At 54.5% G+C, this 15,940-nt stretch carries 18 protein-coding genes; 11 read left to right on the forward strand and 7 right to left on the reverse strand.

Annotated elements, in window-relative coordinates:
* Positions 1-29 precede the first annotated feature (29 nt).
* On the reverse strand, positions 30-1,208 hold the full coding sequence (gene tsgA, locus P9J57_RS01920; protein ID WP_013027499.1) for an MFS transporter TsgA: 1,179 nt from the start codon (positions 1,206-1,208) through the stop codon (positions 30-32).
* Positions 1,209-1,468: 260 nt separating this feature from the next.
* On the opposite strand from tsgA, the gene ppiA reads away from it, so the two are divergent.
* The 5 genes from ppiA (at position 1,469) to argD (ending at position 4,934) form a co-directional block, all read left to right on the forward strand.
* A complete protein-coding gene (gene ppiA / locus P9J57_RS01925) occupies positions 1,469-2,041 on the forward strand; it encodes a peptidylprolyl isomerase A (protein ID WP_014604860.1) in 573 nt (190 codons plus the stop codon).
* A 78-nt stretch (positions 2,042-2,119) separates the two neighbouring features.
* Positions 2,120-2,290, forward strand: a complete 171-nt coding sequence (locus tag P9J57_RS01930) for a YhfG family protein (RefSeq protein ID WP_013027497.1) — start codon at positions 2,120-2,122, stop codon at positions 2,288-2,290.
* Complete coding sequence (locus P9J57_RS01935; protein WP_072139094.1) at positions 2,280-2,879, forward strand: putative adenosine monophosphate-protein transferase Fic; 600 nt, start codon at positions 2,280-2,282, stop codon at positions 2,877-2,879. The genes P9J57_RS01930 and P9J57_RS01935 overlap by 11 nt, the downstream gene beginning before the upstream one ends.
* A 170-nt stretch (positions 2,880-3,049) precedes the next feature.
* Positions 3,050-3,625, forward strand: coding sequence for an aminodeoxychorismate synthase component II (locus P9J57_RS01940; RefSeq protein ID WP_145032854.1), 576 nt, complete (start codon positions 3,050-3,052; stop codon positions 3,623-3,625).
* A gap of 88 nt (positions 3,626-3,713) precedes the next feature.
* A complete protein-coding gene (gene argD / locus P9J57_RS01945) occupies positions 3,714-4,934 on the forward strand; it encodes a bifunctional acetylornithine/succinyldiaminopimelate transaminase (protein ID WP_028715871.1) in 1,221 nt (406 codons plus the stop codon).
* 1 nt (position 4,935) lies between these two features.
* On the opposite strand, the gene P9J57_RS01950 is transcribed toward argD, so the two are convergent.
* Positions 4,936-7,011, reverse strand: a complete 2,076-nt coding sequence (locus P9J57_RS01950; RefSeq protein WP_042676635.1) for a YccS/YhfK family putative transporter — start codon at positions 7,009-7,011, stop codon at positions 4,936-4,938.
* A 58-nt stretch (positions 7,012-7,069) separates the two neighbouring features.
* Positions 7,070-7,702, reverse strand: coding sequence for a cAMP-activated global transcriptional regulator CRP (crp, locus tag P9J57_RS01955; protein WP_000242758.1), 633 nt, complete (start codon positions 7,700-7,702; stop codon positions 7,070-7,072).
* Between the two features lie 303 nt (positions 7,703-8,005).
* Here crp and P9J57_RS01960 point away from each other — a divergent pair, with 303 nt between their 5' ends.
* Positions 8,006-8,410, forward strand: a complete 405-nt coding sequence (locus tag P9J57_RS01960; RefSeq protein WP_013027492.1) for an OsmC family protein — start codon at positions 8,006-8,008, stop codon at positions 8,408-8,410.
* Between the two features lie 29 nt (positions 8,411-8,439).
* Here P9J57_RS01960 and P9J57_RS01965 read toward each other — a convergent pair whose 3' ends face one another.
* The 3 genes from P9J57_RS01965 to P9J57_RS01975 form a co-directional block, all read right to left on the reverse strand.
* Positions 8,440-9,309, reverse strand: a complete 870-nt coding sequence (locus tag P9J57_RS01965; protein WP_013027491.1) for a phosphoribulokinase — start codon at positions 9,307-9,309, stop codon at positions 8,440-8,442.
* A 61-nt stretch (positions 9,310-9,370) separates the two neighbouring features.
* A complete protein-coding gene (locus P9J57_RS01970; protein WP_013027490.1) occupies positions 9,371-9,589 on the reverse strand; it encodes a YheU family protein in 219 nt (72 codons plus the stop codon).
* A 4-nt stretch (positions 9,590-9,593) separates the two neighbouring features.
* Complete coding sequence (locus P9J57_RS01975; protein ID WP_014594769.1) at positions 9,594-10,610, reverse strand: hydrolase; 1,017 nt, start codon at positions 10,608-10,610, stop codon at positions 9,594-9,596.
* 54 nt (positions 10,611-10,664) lie between these two features.
* Here P9J57_RS01975 and P9J57_RS01980 point away from each other — a divergent pair, with 54 nt between their 5' ends.
* Complete coding sequence (locus P9J57_RS01980; protein ID WP_041457836.1) at positions 10,665-11,267, forward strand: LysE family translocator; 603 nt, start codon at positions 10,665-10,667, stop codon at positions 11,265-11,267.
* A 2-nt stretch (positions 11,268-11,269) separates the two neighbouring features.
* On the opposite strand, the gene P9J57_RS01985 is transcribed toward P9J57_RS01980, so the two are convergent.
* Positions 11,270-12,250: a LacI family DNA-binding transcriptional regulator gene (locus P9J57_RS01985; RefSeq protein ID WP_014604864.1), complete on the reverse strand. Its 981-nt coding sequence runs from the start codon at positions 12,248-12,250 to the stop codon at positions 11,270-11,272.
* A 221-nt stretch (positions 12,251-12,471) separates the two neighbouring features.
* Here P9J57_RS01985 and tauA point away from each other — a divergent pair, with 221 nt between their 5' ends.
* Genes tauA through tauD form a run of 4 tightly spaced genes read left to right on the forward strand, consistent with a single transcriptional unit; the run spans position 12,472 to position 15,902 of the window.
* Positions 12,472-13,461 (forward strand): taurine ABC transporter substrate-binding protein, encoded by a 990-nt coding sequence (tauA, locus tag P9J57_RS01990; RefSeq protein ID WP_014594767.1) that lies wholly within the window; start codon positions 12,472-12,474, stop codon positions 13,459-13,461.
* 10 nt (positions 13,462-13,471) lie between these two features.
* Entirely contained in the window at positions 13,472-14,239 is a 768-nt protein-coding gene (gene tauB, locus P9J57_RS01995; protein WP_014604865.1) for a taurine ABC transporter ATP-binding subunit, read from the forward strand.
* Positions 14,236-15,066, forward strand: a complete 831-nt coding sequence (gene tauC, locus P9J57_RS02000) for a taurine ABC transporter permease TauC (protein WP_013027484.1) — start codon at positions 14,236-14,238, stop codon at positions 15,064-15,066. The genes tauB and tauC overlap by 4 nt, the downstream gene beginning before the upstream one ends.
* Positions 15,063-15,902 carry a taurine dioxygenase gene (gene tauD / locus P9J57_RS02005; RefSeq protein ID WP_028715867.1) on the forward strand — a complete coding sequence of 280 codons (840 nt, stop codon included), beginning with the start codon at positions 15,063-15,065 and terminating at the stop codon, positions 15,900-15,902. The genes tauC and tauD overlap by 4 nt, the downstream gene beginning before the upstream one ends.
* Positions 15,903-15,940 lie beyond the last annotated feature (38 nt).

A 15,940-nucleotide genomic window follows, 5' to 3' on the forward strand; every position in this document is an offset into this window, starting at 1 on the left:
GGGCGGCATGGTGGCGCCGCCCAGAGAGATTAATGGGTGTTATGACCGTGGGAGCGGTGTTTGGTCACCAGACCTAACAGCACACACATAATAAACACCACCGCGTACAGGCCGTTTGCGGTTAACAGCGCGCTGTGAACGCCGCTGTTTTTCACAATCGGTGACGTCACAACAAAGGTCAGCATGGTGCCGACCGTGCCGCAGGTCAGAATAAAGTTAACCAGCTTGGGTGAGGCCACTTTGGTTTGCAGCGAGCCCAGGGTGATAATGGTGGTATAAATCGCGCTTGAGCTAAAGCCCAGCGTTAAGATAATCCATCTCAGCATGCTGGCGTCATGGCTGCTTACGAACCAGTACATCAACACCGTTGCCAGGCCTGCCAGCACCATCAAAATACGTTGCAGATCAAAGAAGCGCAGCAGGAAGCTGAACACCCACATACCGACCATGTAGGCGGTCCAGAAACTGCCCACCAGCTGACCGGCGTCGTCAATATTCATGCCCATGACTTTGGTCGCGTACTCTGGCACCCAGGAAATAAAGCCTAACTGGCCCAGGATGTAGCATAGCGCCGCAATGGCCAGAAACAGGACGCCAGCCCCCCATTTCTCTTTCTCAACGGTCGGGCTGTTCTCCGGCTTTCGCAGCACCGGGAATTCAACAAACAGCGTCATGATAAAAATGCCAACATAAATCACGCCAATACAGACGTAAACCCAGTACCACGGCAGATGACGCGCCAGCAGGATACCGGCAAGGATGGGGAAAATGGTGCCTGCCATACTGAAGAACGAATCCGTAAACAGCAGACGTGAACCGCGCTGACGGCCTTCGTACATGTGGGTTATCAGGAAGGTGCCAATCGACATGGTAATGCCGCTGACCACGCCAAGCACGAACATGCACAGAGAAAATACCGACAGATCGCGGCTGGTCATTAAGCCGATGACGGCTAACACCATCAGCACAAAGCCGAATATCAGCTGCCGTTTGAGCGGCACAATCACCATCAGCCAGGCATTAAGGAAAACCGCAGCCAGAATGCCACTGTTCAGGAAGGTGAAGGTGTTGCCCATACTGTCGATAGGAATCTGGAAATCTTTCGCGATATCGCCCATTACCATGCCGGTGACAATCACCAGTGCGCCGGTAAGCGCATACGAGAGAAAGCTAATCCAGGTAAGGCCGATACGATTACGATTTGTCATGTTCTGAACCTGTTAGGAAGCGGGAGAGCCTGAAGCGTCAGAAATTGTAAACGTAACCGTGATCTTAATAAACTAAGAGTGAAAATTGATGTCATTCATTTCATCAATACTGTGATTTTAGTCACGAAGCGCAAGCAACCTTATTCAGGCTCTGGTGGGTGCCTTTAGCGTAAATATAGGTAAAACGCTGGCTCTTGTATTACATGCTCTTTACAATCAATATCGTTTTTGAGCTGGCTCTCCAAAGTAAGGAATTACTCATGTTTAAACGTACTTTGACAGCGGCAGTTGCCCTGTTAGCGCTCTCTTCTGTTTCCGCCTCAGCTTTAGCGGCTAAAGGTGATACGCATGTTCTGCTTACCACCTCTGCTGGCAATATCGAACTCGAACTGAATAATCAAAAAGCACCGGTTTCAGTTAAAAACTTCGTGGATTACGTCAACAGCGGTTTCTATAACAACACGATTTTTCACCGCGTCATTCCTGGCTTTATGATCCAGGGCGGTGGCTTTACCAGTGAAATGCAGCAAAAACAGACCAACGCGCCGATTAAAAACGAAGCAGACAACGGCTTGCGCAACCTGCGTGGCACCATCTCAATGGCCCGTACCGCCGATAAAGACAGCGCCACCAGCCAGTTCTTCCTGAACGTTGCTGACAACGCTTTTCTGGATCATGGTCAACGTGATTTTGGTTACGCCGTATTTGGTAAGATTGTCAAAGGCCAGGACGTGGTGGATAAAATTTCTCAGGTGCCGACAAAAGACGTGGGCCCGTATCAGAATGTGCCAACCAAACCTGTGGTCATTTTGTCAGCGAAAGTCTTACCGTAATTTGATCCCATGCCATCTCGTCTCCGGCAAAGGGAAAATTTGCTCTTATACTTAGAGCAAACCTGAGCAGGAGGCGGTATGGCAAACAAACTCACAGATAAACAAAAAGCAGCGCTCTGGCAACAGCGGCGAAATGCCAGCTATCGGGCAAGCTGTCGGCTCGAAGGCTTTACCCTGACGGAACCGGAAATCAAGGGTGAAGATGCAGAAGCGCGTCTGGCCTCACTGAGGAGGCAATATGGCTGCTAACACTGCCGTCACTCAGGATCCCTACCTGTGGCAAAACGATACCGTACTGAAAAACCTTCTTGATATTCACGATGCCGCGCAGCTGCGTAAAGCCGAGTTAAGCTTTAGTGCCGCGCGCCTTGCCACGCTTGAACTGGGCCCGCGCAAGATCGGATTACCCTACCTCTGCCATATTCACCGTACCCTGTTTCAGGACGTCTATAGCTGGGCCGGCGAACTGCGTACGCTGGACATCTGGCGCGATGAAACCCCTTTTTGTCATTTCGAGTACATCGAAAAAGAAGGAAATGCACTGATGGCGGCGCTGGAAGAGGAGAAAGCCTTGGCCTGTCTGCCTCAGGCTGAGTTTGTGAAACGGATTGCCTGGTACTATTGCGAAGTCAATATGCTGCATCCCTTCCGCGAAGGTAACGGCAGGGCGCAGCGTATTTTCTTTGAACAGCTGGCGCTGCATGCCGGCTACGTGCTGGAATGGGACAACCTGAGCGCCGAAGACTGGGTTGCGGCAAATCAGGCCGGTGCCGCCGGCGCGTTGCAGCCGCTGGAAAAGCTCTTTGCCTGTATCGTCAGTGAAGCCAAAGCCCCCTGATCCGCTTACGCCACAGGGCGGCGCACCAGGTGCGTCGCCCTGCACGAAATCGGTTATCCGGCATCCCCACATCACACTCATCCTGAACAGCATGATAGGATAGCGCTCTGGTCATCACTCTGGATGCTGAACGCTCCGCGCATTCCTCCGGTCTGCCTGAAATCACAATCATGTTGCTGCTTATTGATAACTACGACTCGTTTACCTGGAACCTCTACCAGTATTTTTGCCAACTGGGTGCTCAGGTTCGGGTAGTAAGAAATGATGCTATTACCCTTGATGAAATGCGCACGCTGCCGCTGACTCATTTGGTGATTTCCCCTGGCCCCTGCACGCCCGATCAGAGCGGTATTTCGTTGCAGGCCATCCGCCATTACGCTGGCCGTCTTCCTGTACTGGGCGTTTGCCTGGGCCATCAGGCGATAGCCCAGGTTTTTGGGGCGCAGATCGTTCGCGCTCGCGAGGTAATGCACGGTAAAACCTCGGCGGTGCAGCACAATGGTTGTGGCGTCTTCCGCGGTCTGAATGAGCCGTTGACCGTTACGCGCTACCATTCACTTATTGTCAAAACGGAAACCTTACCTGATGCGTTCGAGGTGACCGCATGGAGCCTGCGTAACGGCCAGCCGGATGAGATTATGGGGATTCGCCATAAAACGCTCGCACTGGAAGGCGTGCAGTTTCATCCAGAGAGCATCCTCAGTGAACAGGGACACCAGCTGTTGGCTAATTTCCTGCACCAGTAAAGTTGTGTTTGCCTTTAAGTGATTTTTTATGCATATTTCATGATTATTATTTCATCGTGACTCAACGAATCAGTTAATGAGGTTGTCAATGACAGCGGAAAATATGGCAGTAACGCGTGAGACGTTCGATCAGGTCATTTTGCCTGTTTATGCACCTGCTCAGTTTGTACCGGTAAAAGGCAAGGGAAGCCGCGTCTGGGATCAACAGGGTAAAGAATATATCGACTTCTCTGGCGGCATTGCCGTGACCGCTCTGGGCCATTGCCACCCGGCGCTGGTTGAGACCCTGAAGAAACAGGGCGAAACCTTATGGCATACCAGCAATGTGTTTACCAATGAACCTGCGCTGCGTCTGGCCAGTAAACTGATCAACGCCACGTTTGCGGAGCGGGTCTTTTTTGCTAATTCGGGGGCAGAAGCCAATGAGGCCGCGTTTAAGTTGGCTCGCTACTATGCCTGTAAACGCCACAGCCCGTTCAAAAGCAAAATCATTGCCTTTCACAACGCCTTTCACGGCCGGACGCTGTTCACCGTAACGGTGGGCGGTCAGCCCAAGTACTCCGACGGTTTTGGCCCGAAACCCGCCGATATCGTTCATGTGCCGTTCAACGATCTGGACGCGGTTAAGGCGGTGATTGACGATCACACTTGCGCCATTGTGGTGGAGCCGATTCAGGGTGAAGGCGGTGTGATGCCTGCAACACCAGCGTTTATGCAGGGGTTACGTGAACTGTGCGACAAACACCAGGCGCTGCTGGTACTGGATGAGGTGCAAAGCGGCATGGGGCGCAGCGGTAAGTTGTTTGCCTATGAGCACTACGGCGTGACGCCCGATATTCTGACCTCGGCGAAGGCGCTGGGCGGCGGTTTTCCTGTAAGCGCCATGCTGACCACCAATGAGGTAGCCTCAACCATGGCGCCTGGCGTGCATGGCACGACTTATGGCGGCAATCCGCTGGCATGCGCGATCGCAGAAACCGCGTTAGATATTATCAATACGCCAGCTGTACTGAATGGGGTAGAAATCCGCCGCCAGCAGTTTGTTGAGGCGCTCAAGGCTATTGATGCGCGTCACGACCTGTTCAGTGATATCCGTGGTAAAGGCCTGCTGATTGGTGCAGCCCTGAAGCCGCAGTATGCGGGCAAGGCGCGCGATATTCTGAATGCGTCAGCTGCGGAAGGCGTCATGGTGCTGGTGGCCGGAACAGATGTGATGCGCTTCGCACCGTCGCTGATTATCGAGCCTGCCGATATCGAAGAGGGCATGGCTCGCTTTGCCCGTGCGGTAGAGAAAGTGCTGTCTGCCTGAGTTATTTGCGGCGCAGACTGCGCAACAGCCAGCGGCCATGATGAGGCCGCTGGTTCCAGGCCAGAGAAGAGATCGTGTGCATGACTTTCAGATGCTCCAGGATGCGCCTGACGTGCTGCTCCAGTACCGTGACCGGCCCCTCATTTATATCTTCCACGCCCTGTAGCAGATCCGTCTGCGAACTTTCCCCATCATATTCCAGCCTTTGCTGACACCGTTGCAGGGCGATCTCGCACCATTGCAGGTAGTGCTCAGCCAGCGTGGGCGGCAGCATGGTATGTTCACGTGCCAGAATGGTCATGGCGTTAATGTGCTCCACGATAAACTGGCAGTGCGTGACCCATAAGCGCATATCCTGCAGGTAGCGTGAATTAAATCCCGGCTCCTGCATGGCCTGATTCAGGGAGTTGAATACGGCGTTATGCGCCTGGTTGACCTTAACCCGCTGGTAAGCCAGCGCATCGGGTGACTGCTCCGGGCCCAGCAACATTCGCAGGGCATCCTGACAGGCCTCCAGCGCATCATGGGCATTCTGGCGCAGCAGGGCACTTTGCCACTGCGGCCACAGCCATAACATGCCCCCAAAGGCGATCAGGCAGCCCATCAGCGTATCCAGCAGGCGGGGCAGTAAAAACTGTGCCCCGTTAAGGGAGAGCAGTTGCAGCGTATAAACGGCCGTAACCGTAAATCCCACTATTGACCAGCCGTAAAACTGGCGGGTAAAACGGTAGCTGATAAAGGTAATCACCAGCATGATGCTCAGCACCAGCGGTTCAGGCACATCCAGGCGTAGCGACGCCGCCGCGATAGCCAGTCCGGCAAAGGTTCCCAGGGCCCGGTGCTGAATACGTACGCGGGTTGCGCTGTAGTTGCTCTGGCTGACAAACATGATGGTCATCAAAATCCAGTAGGGCTTAGGAATCGAAAAGAACACGGCCAGGGCGCTGCCCAGCATCAGCATGACGGAAAAACGCCCGGCCGTTCGCAGTGCGGAAGACCGCAGCGACAGATAGCTCCGCAACGCGGGCAGCAGCGGTAAACGACGCTGGCGATCGGCCATCAGGTCGCGTTGATAAAGCGGCTTTTGGGTTCGAAGCACCCGGGCGATACGGCTGAAATGATAGAGACAGAAGTTACCCACCGGATTGTCCGGATGCTGAAGGGCGATTTTCTCCAGCGCACCCAACTGCTTGTCCATATCGAAACGACCAGAGAGTTGGTGATACAGAATATCGTCGGCCAGCGCGCGCAGCCGGGCTGAAATCGTTCTGGCGTTCCAGCGGATGACGGCTTCAGCATGGCTTTGCTCGACCAGCTTCTGGACCTCTTCCGGCTGATGCAGGCTGACGGAGATATGCTCCTGCAGATCCAGTGCTACCTGAAACGCCCGGGTCAGGCGTTTGTGGCTGTGATCGCGACTCGCAGACAGCATATGCATTTGCTGATAGCAGGTGTTGATCAGATCGATCGCTTTTTGCTGACGCGCCAGCAGGGGCGGCAGGGCTTTTTCCGGATCGGTCAGCTGCGTCAATAAGCTGTACTTGGCGTCACAGTAATTTGCCAGCTCACGGTAGATCAGGCTCAGGCTTTCGCGCATCGGCTGCTCTTTCCACAGCCAGAACCAAAACCAGTTGAACAGGCCATACCAGAGCGTTCCACCGATATAGAGCAGGGGCGGAACGTAAATGGGCATACGGCCAATCAGGCTGAGGGTAAAAATTGACGCGATTAACGTGCCGGGCAGCAGTCGGGCGTGCAGCGGACTGATCTCTCCGGTGACGCCAAGCAGCAAAGGCAGGGCAAACAGGATGAGCGGCAGCGGCACGTCTTTAAGCAGCAGCCACTGCATCAGTAAACTGCCAAGGGCAAACAGGCTGCCGCCGATGATCAGGCGTTTAAAGAAGCGTTTGTGGGGCGTGTCCAGACCGGCAATGTTGCAGCAGGCGGGAACCAATGAGAACAGCAATCCTTTTTGCAGATCGCCGAACAGCCAGCCGAGCGCTACGGGAAGGCACAACACCAGCGTCTGGCGCAGCGCATAGTTAACTTCGGGGTGATAGATTATTCTTCGCCACATCGGCTCAACACAAGACATTCACGGCATAATGTCGCCATCACGCCGTGAACAGTCAGGCTTAGCGTGTGCCGTAAACAACGATGGTTTTGCCGTGTGCGGAGATCAGGTTCTGATCTTCCAGCATCTTCAAAATACGGCCCACGGTTTCACGTGAACAACCAACGATTTGGCCAATTTCCTGACGAGTAATTTTAATTTGCATGCCGTCAGGATGCGTCATGGCATCTGGCTGTTTAGCCAGATTAAGCAACGTTTGTGCAATGCGTCCGGTCACATCCAGGAAAGCGAGATTTCCCACTTTTTCTGACGTCACCTGCAGACGGCGAGCCATCTGAGAAGAAAGACGCATCAAAATATCCGGGTTAACCTGGATGAGCTGACGGAATTTCTTGTAGGAAATCTCTGCCACTTCGCACGCAGTTTTCGCACGTACCCAGGCGCTGCGCTCCTGACCTTCTTCAAACAGGCCAAGCTCACCAATAAAATCGCCTTGATTCAGATAAGAAAGAATCATCTCTTTGCCTTCTTCATCCTTAATCAGTACCGCGACGGAACCTTTCACGATGTAGTAAAGCGTTTCGGCTTTTTCACCTTGGTGAATCAGCGTACTTTTGGATGGATACTTGTGAATATGGCAATGGGACAGGAACCATTCAAGTGTAGGGTCTGTTTGCGGTTTGCCGAGAACCATTCGCTATTATCCTCTATTGTAATCGTGCCCAAAATACAGGGCTCAGTTTCCCTGCCAGGCGATGAAAGCGTTAAGCGTGTTTCCATTCAGGAAATTATTCGGGCTGCATTTGCGCAGAGCGCATCATTCTTCCCGGCTTCGTCTTCGGATGACGAAAAATATTTTCAGCACTGTTTGTAGCACAGCTTTCGCCGACTGTCTTGTGTTGTCTCGCTTCAGCAATAAGGCTGATTTCTCCGGATTGCTGTTTACCAGGCAAAAGCGTACTCTGACGCAAAAACAGGGCATTCTGGGGGCCAGATTATGCAGGCAAGAGTCAAATGGGTTGAAGGGTTAACATTCCTCGGCGAGTCTTCGTCCGGACATCAGGTCTTAATGGACGGCAATTCCGGCGATAAAGCGCCCAGCCCTATGGAAATGGTGCTGATGGCGGCCGGCGGATGCAGCGCCATTGATGTGGTATCAATTTTGCAAAAAGGTCGCAACGATGTGGCTGATTGCGAAGTAAAACTCGAATCAGAACGTCGGGAAGAAGCGCCTCGCATCTTTACCCGCATCAACCTGCATTTTATCGTCAGTGGAAAAGCACTTTCAGATAAAGCCGTCGCGCGTGCGGTCGACCTTTCAGCTGAGAAGTATTGCTCGGTTGCCATTATGTTAGGCAAAGGGGTGGAAATTACCCACAGTTACGAAGTTATCGAGCTGTAATTATTCAGAGGCCAGCGCGGCCTCTGATTTTATTCAATGCGTTTGCCTTCCATGAGCCGTTTTACCAGCGGTGCCATAATTAATTCCATCGCCAGCCCCATTTTCCCGCCAGGTACAACCAGCGTGTTGATATTGGAAATAAACGATCCCTGCAGCATGGCCAGTAGGTAGGGAAAATCAATATCTTCCAGCCCCTGAAAGTGGATGACGACAAAACTTTCATCCAGTGAAGGAATGGTGCGTGCCGCAAAGGGGTTAGAGGTGTCGACGGTTGGAACCCGCTGAAAGTTAATATGGGTGCGTGAGAACTGCGGCGTAATGAAATTGATGTAATCTTCCATTGAGCGCACCACCGAATCCATTACGGCTTCACGCGAATGACCGCGTTCACCGGTATCGCGTACCAGCTTCTGAATCCACTCCAGGTTAACGATGGGGACGACGCCGACCAGTAAATCCACTTTTTCAGCGACGTTGTGCTGAGCCGTCACGACGCCGCCGTGCAGTCCTTCATAAAACAGCACGTCCGTATCCGGTGGCAGCGGCTGCCACGGGGTAAAGGTACCTGGCACCTGATTCCAGGGCACCGCTTCGTCGTAGGTATGCAGGTATTTACGTGACTGGCCCTTGCCCTGATCACCGTATTCAACAAAGGTCTGCTCCAGCAGACCGAAATCATTCGCCTCCGGGCCAAAGTAGCTGATATGGCGACCCAGATCGCGCGCCTTACGGATAGCCATATCCATTTCAGGCCGGGTAAATCGGTGGAAACTGTCTCCTTCCAGCTCGGCCGCGTGCAAATTGAGTTGCTGAAAAATTTTACGGAATGCGAGGCTGGTGGTAGTGGTTCCGGCACCGCTGGAACCTGTTACCGCGATAATCGGATGACGTGCCGACATAGTGAAACTCCCTGTGAAATCAGGCGATGAGCATTGTTAGCACGATTTTTCGTTCTGTGCATCAGCCACGGAACTCACTTTTGCGCATGATGTTGACCGATTCGTGAAGCTCAGACCAGACCAGCACGACTTCACCTTGCTGCAGCTGGCGTCGCACATTGGCGACTTTTTCGGTCAGGCTGAGTTCCTGTTCGCCGTAGTCGGTACCTTCGCGCAGAACAAAGGCTTCAATAACGTTTTCAAGGGTTTCGGGAGAAACCTGTTGCCAGGGAATAATCACAGGGTTAGCTATCCAGATAAGGGGAAATCCACTGCGGCACGCGCTGTTCCAGCCACAATTCAGGCTGACGCAGGGTACCACTCACAAATCCAACATGACCACCGTGTGTTGTCAGCTGATAGGTAATAGTGGCAGATAACTGGTCATTCTGCGGGATCACCTCATCGCTCATAAAGGGGTCATCTTTTGCATGGATAATCAGCAACGGTTTTGTCACCGATCTCAGCAACGGCAGGGCGCTGGCACGGCGATAATAGTCCGTGGCGTCGGCAAAGCCATGCGCCCGGGCCGTGATGGCGTCGTCAAAATCACGCAGGCGACGCAGGGCATTCAGCTGACTGAGATTGACCGGTAAGGTGTCGGGCCATGCGTGCAGCTTGCGCCTGGCATTCTTTTTAAGCTGGCTCAGCAGGTAACGCTGATAAATTTGGGAAAACCCGCGTTCCAGTCGGGCGCTACAGGGTTCAAGCATCAAGGGTGCCGAAACGATAACGCCGGCATCCAGCGCAACGTCACTGCCCTGTTGGCCCAGCAGGCAACCCAGCATATTCCCGCCCAGCGAAAACCCCACAGCTGCAGTAGGAACCTGTCCCCAGCGGGCCTTCAGCCAGGTCAGGAAAAAGCGTGCATCTTCCGTCTCGCCGGAGTGGTAAATCCGGTTTAGCCTGTTCGGCTCGCCGCTACAGCCGCGAAAATGCATCACTACGGCCAGCCAGCCACGTTGCCTGCAGACTTGCATCAGGCCATGGATGTAGGGACTGTGGAAGCTTCCTTCCAGACCATGAAACAGCACCACGCGTGGTTTATGCGCGGCAAACTGTGGATCTTCACTCCAGGCCAGATCGACAAAATCACCATCGGGTAAATCCAGCCGCTGCCAGTGAGGCGTTAACGCTAGAGTACGGCGGAACAGGCGCGGCAGTATGGTTTGCACATGCGGATTGGTCAGGCCGCGCATGGGGCTGAACGCCGCGCCGTCCGGGCCCGAAAATTTCATGTTGTAAAGGCTTGTCTGTTCCATATCACACTGTTAGCTTCGATAAGTTTTCACATAATGGAGGGAGAACCCGGATTAATGGAACTCAGTCTTTTTTTATCAATGTTAGGGTTTCTCTGGGTCGCGGCGATTACACCCGGACCTAATAATATGTTACTCACCGCCTCGGGCGCCAACTTTGGCTTTTTCCGAACCCTTCCGTTAATGGTCGGCATCATGATTGGTATGCAACTGATGCTACTGATGGTGGCGTTTGGCGTAGGGGGATTGATCCTGCTCTATCCCTCACTGCACCTTATCCTGAAAGTTGCCGGGAGCCTCTATCTTCTGTGGCTGGCATGGAAAATTGCGACCGCCGCATACGAAAAGCTGGAGACCGATGCGGCACCGGTCGCGCCCATGCCCTTCTGGCAGGGAGGATTGTTGCAGTTGATCAATCCCAAAGCCTGGTTAATGGCCTTGGGGGCGATAGCCAGCTTTAGCCTGGCCGGTGCCGGATATCGCCGCTCTGTCCTGTTAATCAGCGTAGGGATGGTGATGGTCAATCTGGTCGCGGGCATCATCTGGATGGGGTTTGGCGCGATGATTGGCCGTGTTTTACGCAGTCCGCGCGCGTGGAAGATATTTAACCTCAGTATGGGGCTGTTAACCGCAGCCTGCGTACTGCTCATCTGGCGCTGACGTTAACTGGAGGCGCGTTCCAGGCGCTTCCAGGGCAGCACCTCCCTGACAACCGGCGCATGGGGCTGACGGATTTTTTTCAGCAGCAACTGTACGCTGCGGGCGCCCAGCTCATTCATCGGTTGCTCTATGGTGGTCAAAGGCGGATTCAGGCTGCCGGTAAAGGGAATACCGTCAAACCCGACCACAGCCAAATCCTCGGGTACGCGCAAGCCTGCTTCCAGCGCCGCATGCACGACGCCGACCGCCAGTACATCGGACACGGCAAAGACCGCGTCTGGTCGCTCGGGCGAGTGCAACATCTCCCGTAAAGCCCGACTGCCTTCTTCACAGGAAATATCCGCAGTATAGACGACCTTAGACCAGCCCAAATCCGTTTGCTCAATGGCCTGGCGATAACCCTGCTCACGATACTGGGAATACAGATAACGCATGTCGCCGTTGACCAGTGCAATGCGTTGGCGGCCTCTGGCAGCAAGGTAATGTACGGTATCGCGCGCAGCCTCAAGATGATCGATGGAGACCGAGGATGCCGCAATCTGGGGATCAAACTCTGAGCACTGCACCCAGGGCGCATCTCCAATGATATCGATAAGGCTTTCCAGCCCGGCCGCCGCGTCCATGGTAATGACGCCATCAACGACTTTGCCTGTGAGCAGCGTCAGGTAAGCGGCTTCGCGTTTAAACTGCGAGGCGGAATTACACAACAGGATATGGTAGCCATGCATTTCGGCTTCCGCTTCAATGCCTTGCACCACCCTGGAACAAAAGGGATTGGTGATATCTGAAATCAGCACCAGCAGCATATGGCTTTGTGAGGTACGCAACTGACGCGCTAACAGGTTTGGCTGATAGCCGCTGGTTGAAATGGCATCCAGCACTTTCTGGCGCGTATCCGCTTTCACACCTGGATGAGCGTTAAGCACGCGGGATACCGTGGCTTTAGACACGCCAGCTAACAGGGCAACTTTGTCGATCGACATCGAACTCGCAGGCCTCACCGGGAGCAAATAATAGCGCATATCAATAGCACACCCAGCATGTGAGCGCCTGACAAATTTATGGCTTTTTGTCTGAATTTTAATTTGCATATAACGGCAATCTATTGCAGATGATGATCTAAGAATTTCTTTCTATTAGGGATAACTTTTAATTCCTTTGTGAAATTAATCCTGCCAGCAACACTGCCCACATCATAAAAGTGATGGGGAAAATCATGTTAAAAGGGCAGTCAACCATTTTGGCTACTGTGCTGGCACTGCTGGCGTTTCAGGCCGGCGCGGTCGACGTGACGGTGGCGTATCAAACCTCTGCCGAACCGGCCAAGGTGGCGCAGGCAGATAACACTTTTGCTAAAGAGAGCGGCGCAACGGTAGCCTGGCGCAAATTCGACAGTGGGGCGGGCGTATTGCGCGCCCTGGCATCCGGAGATGTGCAGATAGGCAATATTGGGTCCAGTCCGCTAGCGGTTGCGGCGACGCAGCAACTCCCGATAGAAGCGTTTTTGCTCGCCTCTCAGTTGGGGAATTCAGAAGCGCTTGTTGTCAGGAAAACCATCGCCAGCCCTCAGGATCTGATTGGCAAACGCATCGCCGTCCCCTTTATCTCCACCACGCACTACAGCCTGCTTGCTGCCTTGAAGCACTGGGGAATTAAACCCTCCCAGGTCCAACTGGTGAACCTGCAGCCGCCCGCTATTGTGGCCGCCTGGCAGCGGGGCGACATCGACGGCGCGTACGTTTGGGCACCGGCGGTCAATGCACTGGAAAAGGACGGCAAGGTCCTGACAGACTCTTCTCAGGTTGGCCGCTGGGGATCGCCTACGCTGGATGTCTGGGTCGTGCGTAAAGACTTCGCGCAGCAGCATCCTGATATTGTTACCGCCTTTGCCCGCAGCGCCCTTGAGGCGCAGAAAGCCTATCTGGATGACCCGGAAAAGTGGCTGAAACAGGCTGACAACCTCAGCAAGCTTTCGCGTTTAAGCGGCGTGCCAGAGCAAGCGGTTCCGGAACTGGTAAAAGGCAATACCTACCTTACGGCCGCGCAGCAGGTTAAACAGCTGGATCAGCCGGTGAACAAGGCCATTGTGGATACGGCGCAGTTTCTGAAAGCGCAGGGAAAAGTGCCGCAGGCTGGCAGTGATTACAGCCGTTATGTCACCAGCCGCTTTGTTGCCCCCTTGGCTAAACCCTGAGGAGAACGCCATGTTACGTATCGCTCACCTGAACGCGAGTTATGGCGGCCAGCCTGTGTTGCAGGACATCACGTTACAGCTTGATAAAAAAGCGTTGATGGTCGTGCTGGGGCCGTCAGGCTGTGGCAAAACAACCCTGCTTAACCTGATCGCCGGATTTTTACCGGTTGAGTCCGGCACGGTTTCCCTGGACGGGGAGCCTGTGCGCGGGCCGGGCGCAGAGCGTGGCGTGGTGTTTCAGAACGAAGGCCTGCTGCCGTGGCGTAACGTGCTGGATAACGTGGCTTTCGGCTTGCAGATAGCCGGCATGGCGCGCCAGCAGCGTGAGGAGATTGCACGGGGCTTCATCAAAAGCGTCGGACTCGAAGGTGCGGAAAAACGCCCTATCTGGCAGCTGTCAGGAGGCCAGCGTCAGCGCGTCGGAATCGCCCGGGCGCTGGCGGCCAATCCACAACTGTTGCTGTTGGATGAGCCTTTCGGCGCACTTGACGCGTTTACGCGTGAGCAAATGCAAACCCTGTTATTAACCCTGTGGCGCAACAGCGGTAAGCAGATTCTGCTTATCACTCACGACATTGAAGAAGCCATCTTTCTGGCCAGCGAGCTGGTGCTGCTCTCTCCCGGGCCTGGGCGCGTGCAGGAAAAAATGACGCTTAATTTTGGTCAGCGTTTCGTGGAGGGCGAACCCTGCCGGAGCATTAAATCCGATCCTGATTTTATTGCCCAGCGGGAATATGTGTTGAGTCGGGTATTTGAACAGCGGGAGGCCTTTGTATGAGTGCGCTGATCAACGATGAGCCGGCCACCGTGCGCCACCGTCGCCTGCGCTGGCCTTTTTCCACCTCGTTTACGCTGAGCGCCCTGAGCCTGCTTGTGCTGCTGTTCGTCTGGTGGAGCGTGACCGCGCTGGGCCTCATTGCACCGCTGTTTTTACCTTCGCCGCAGCAGGTAGTAAGTAAGCTGCTGCTGGTGGCTGGCCCGCAAGGATTTATGGACGCCACGCTGTGGCAGCATCTGTCGGCCAGTCTGACGCGGATGCTGATTGCCTTAACCGCGGCGGCGGCGATCGGCATCCCGGTGGGGATCGCGATGGGCATCAGCCCGGTCGTGCGTGCGCTGATCGATCCGCTGATTGAGCTGTACCGGCCCGTACCGCCGCTGGCGTATTTGCCGCTGATGGTGATCTGGTTTGGTATTGGCGAGACCTCGAAAATCCTGTTGATTTATCTGGCTATATTCGCCCCGGTGGTGCTGTCGACGGTGGCGGGCGTGCGTCATGCTCAGCAGGTTCGTCTGCGTGCGGCGGCCTCGTTGGGAGCGACCCGCTGGCAACAGCTGCGTTGGGTCATTTTGCCTGGTGCCCTGCCAGAGATACTGACCGGGTTACGGATTGGTCTGGGCGTGGGATGGTCAACGCTGGTGGCTGCCGAGTTAATCGCGGCAACCCGAGGCTTGGGTTTTATGGTGCAGTCGGCGGGCGAGTTTCTTGCTACGGATGTGGTGCTGGCAGGGATCGCGGTCATTGCCGTGATTGCGTTTGGTTTAGAGCTGAGTCTGCGTGCGTTGCAACGCCGGTTAACGCCCTGGAATGGAGAGCAAAAATGAACGAAAAGTTAGCCATCAAGCCGCTGGGGCCCTTTATCGGTGCCCAGGTCGGCAACCTTGATGTATCACGTCCCCTCAGCGACGCGCAGTTTGAACAGCTTTATCATGCGCTGCTGCGTCACCAGGTGCTGTTCCTGCGCGAACAGGTCATTACGCCCGAGCAGCATCGCGCACTGGCGATTCGCTTTGGCGATCTCCATATTCATCCGGTTTACCCTCATGCCGAGGGCGTGGAAGAGATTATCGTTCTGGACACGCACCAGGATAATCCGCCGGATAATGACAACTGGCATACCGATGTGACCTTTATTCAAACGCCGCCCGCCGTGGCGTTACTTGCGTCTAAAGTGCTGCCTGAGTCTGGCGGCGATACGTTGTGGACCAGCGGCATTGCCGCTTATGAGGCGCTGTCTGCGCCTTTTAAGACATTACTGGTTGAGTTACGTGCAGAGCATGACTTTACCAAGGCGTTTCCTGAATATAAGCATCGCAAGACGGAAGAGGCGCATCGGCAGTGGCAGCAGGCTGTGGCGAAAAATCCCCCTGTTTATCATCCGGTAATCCGCACCCATCCCGTGAGTGGCAAGAAGGCCCTGTTTGTCAACGAGGGGTTTACGACGCGGATTATGGATATCAGTCAGAAAGAGAGCGACGCGCTACTGGGCTTTTTGTTTGCCCACGTGACCCGGCCCGAGTTTCAGGTGCGCTGGCGCTGGCAGCCAAACGATCTGGCTATCTGGGACAACCGGGTGACACAGCACTATGCGAATGCGGACTATTATCCGGCGAGGCGAGTGATGCAGCGGGCGACGGTGCTAGGTGACCAGCCTTATTGATCCGCACCCGGCGCTGGAGCCGGTGCGGAGGAGTAAGG

The sequence above is a fragment of the Pantoea sp. nfd-35 genome, from assembly GCF_056892255.1.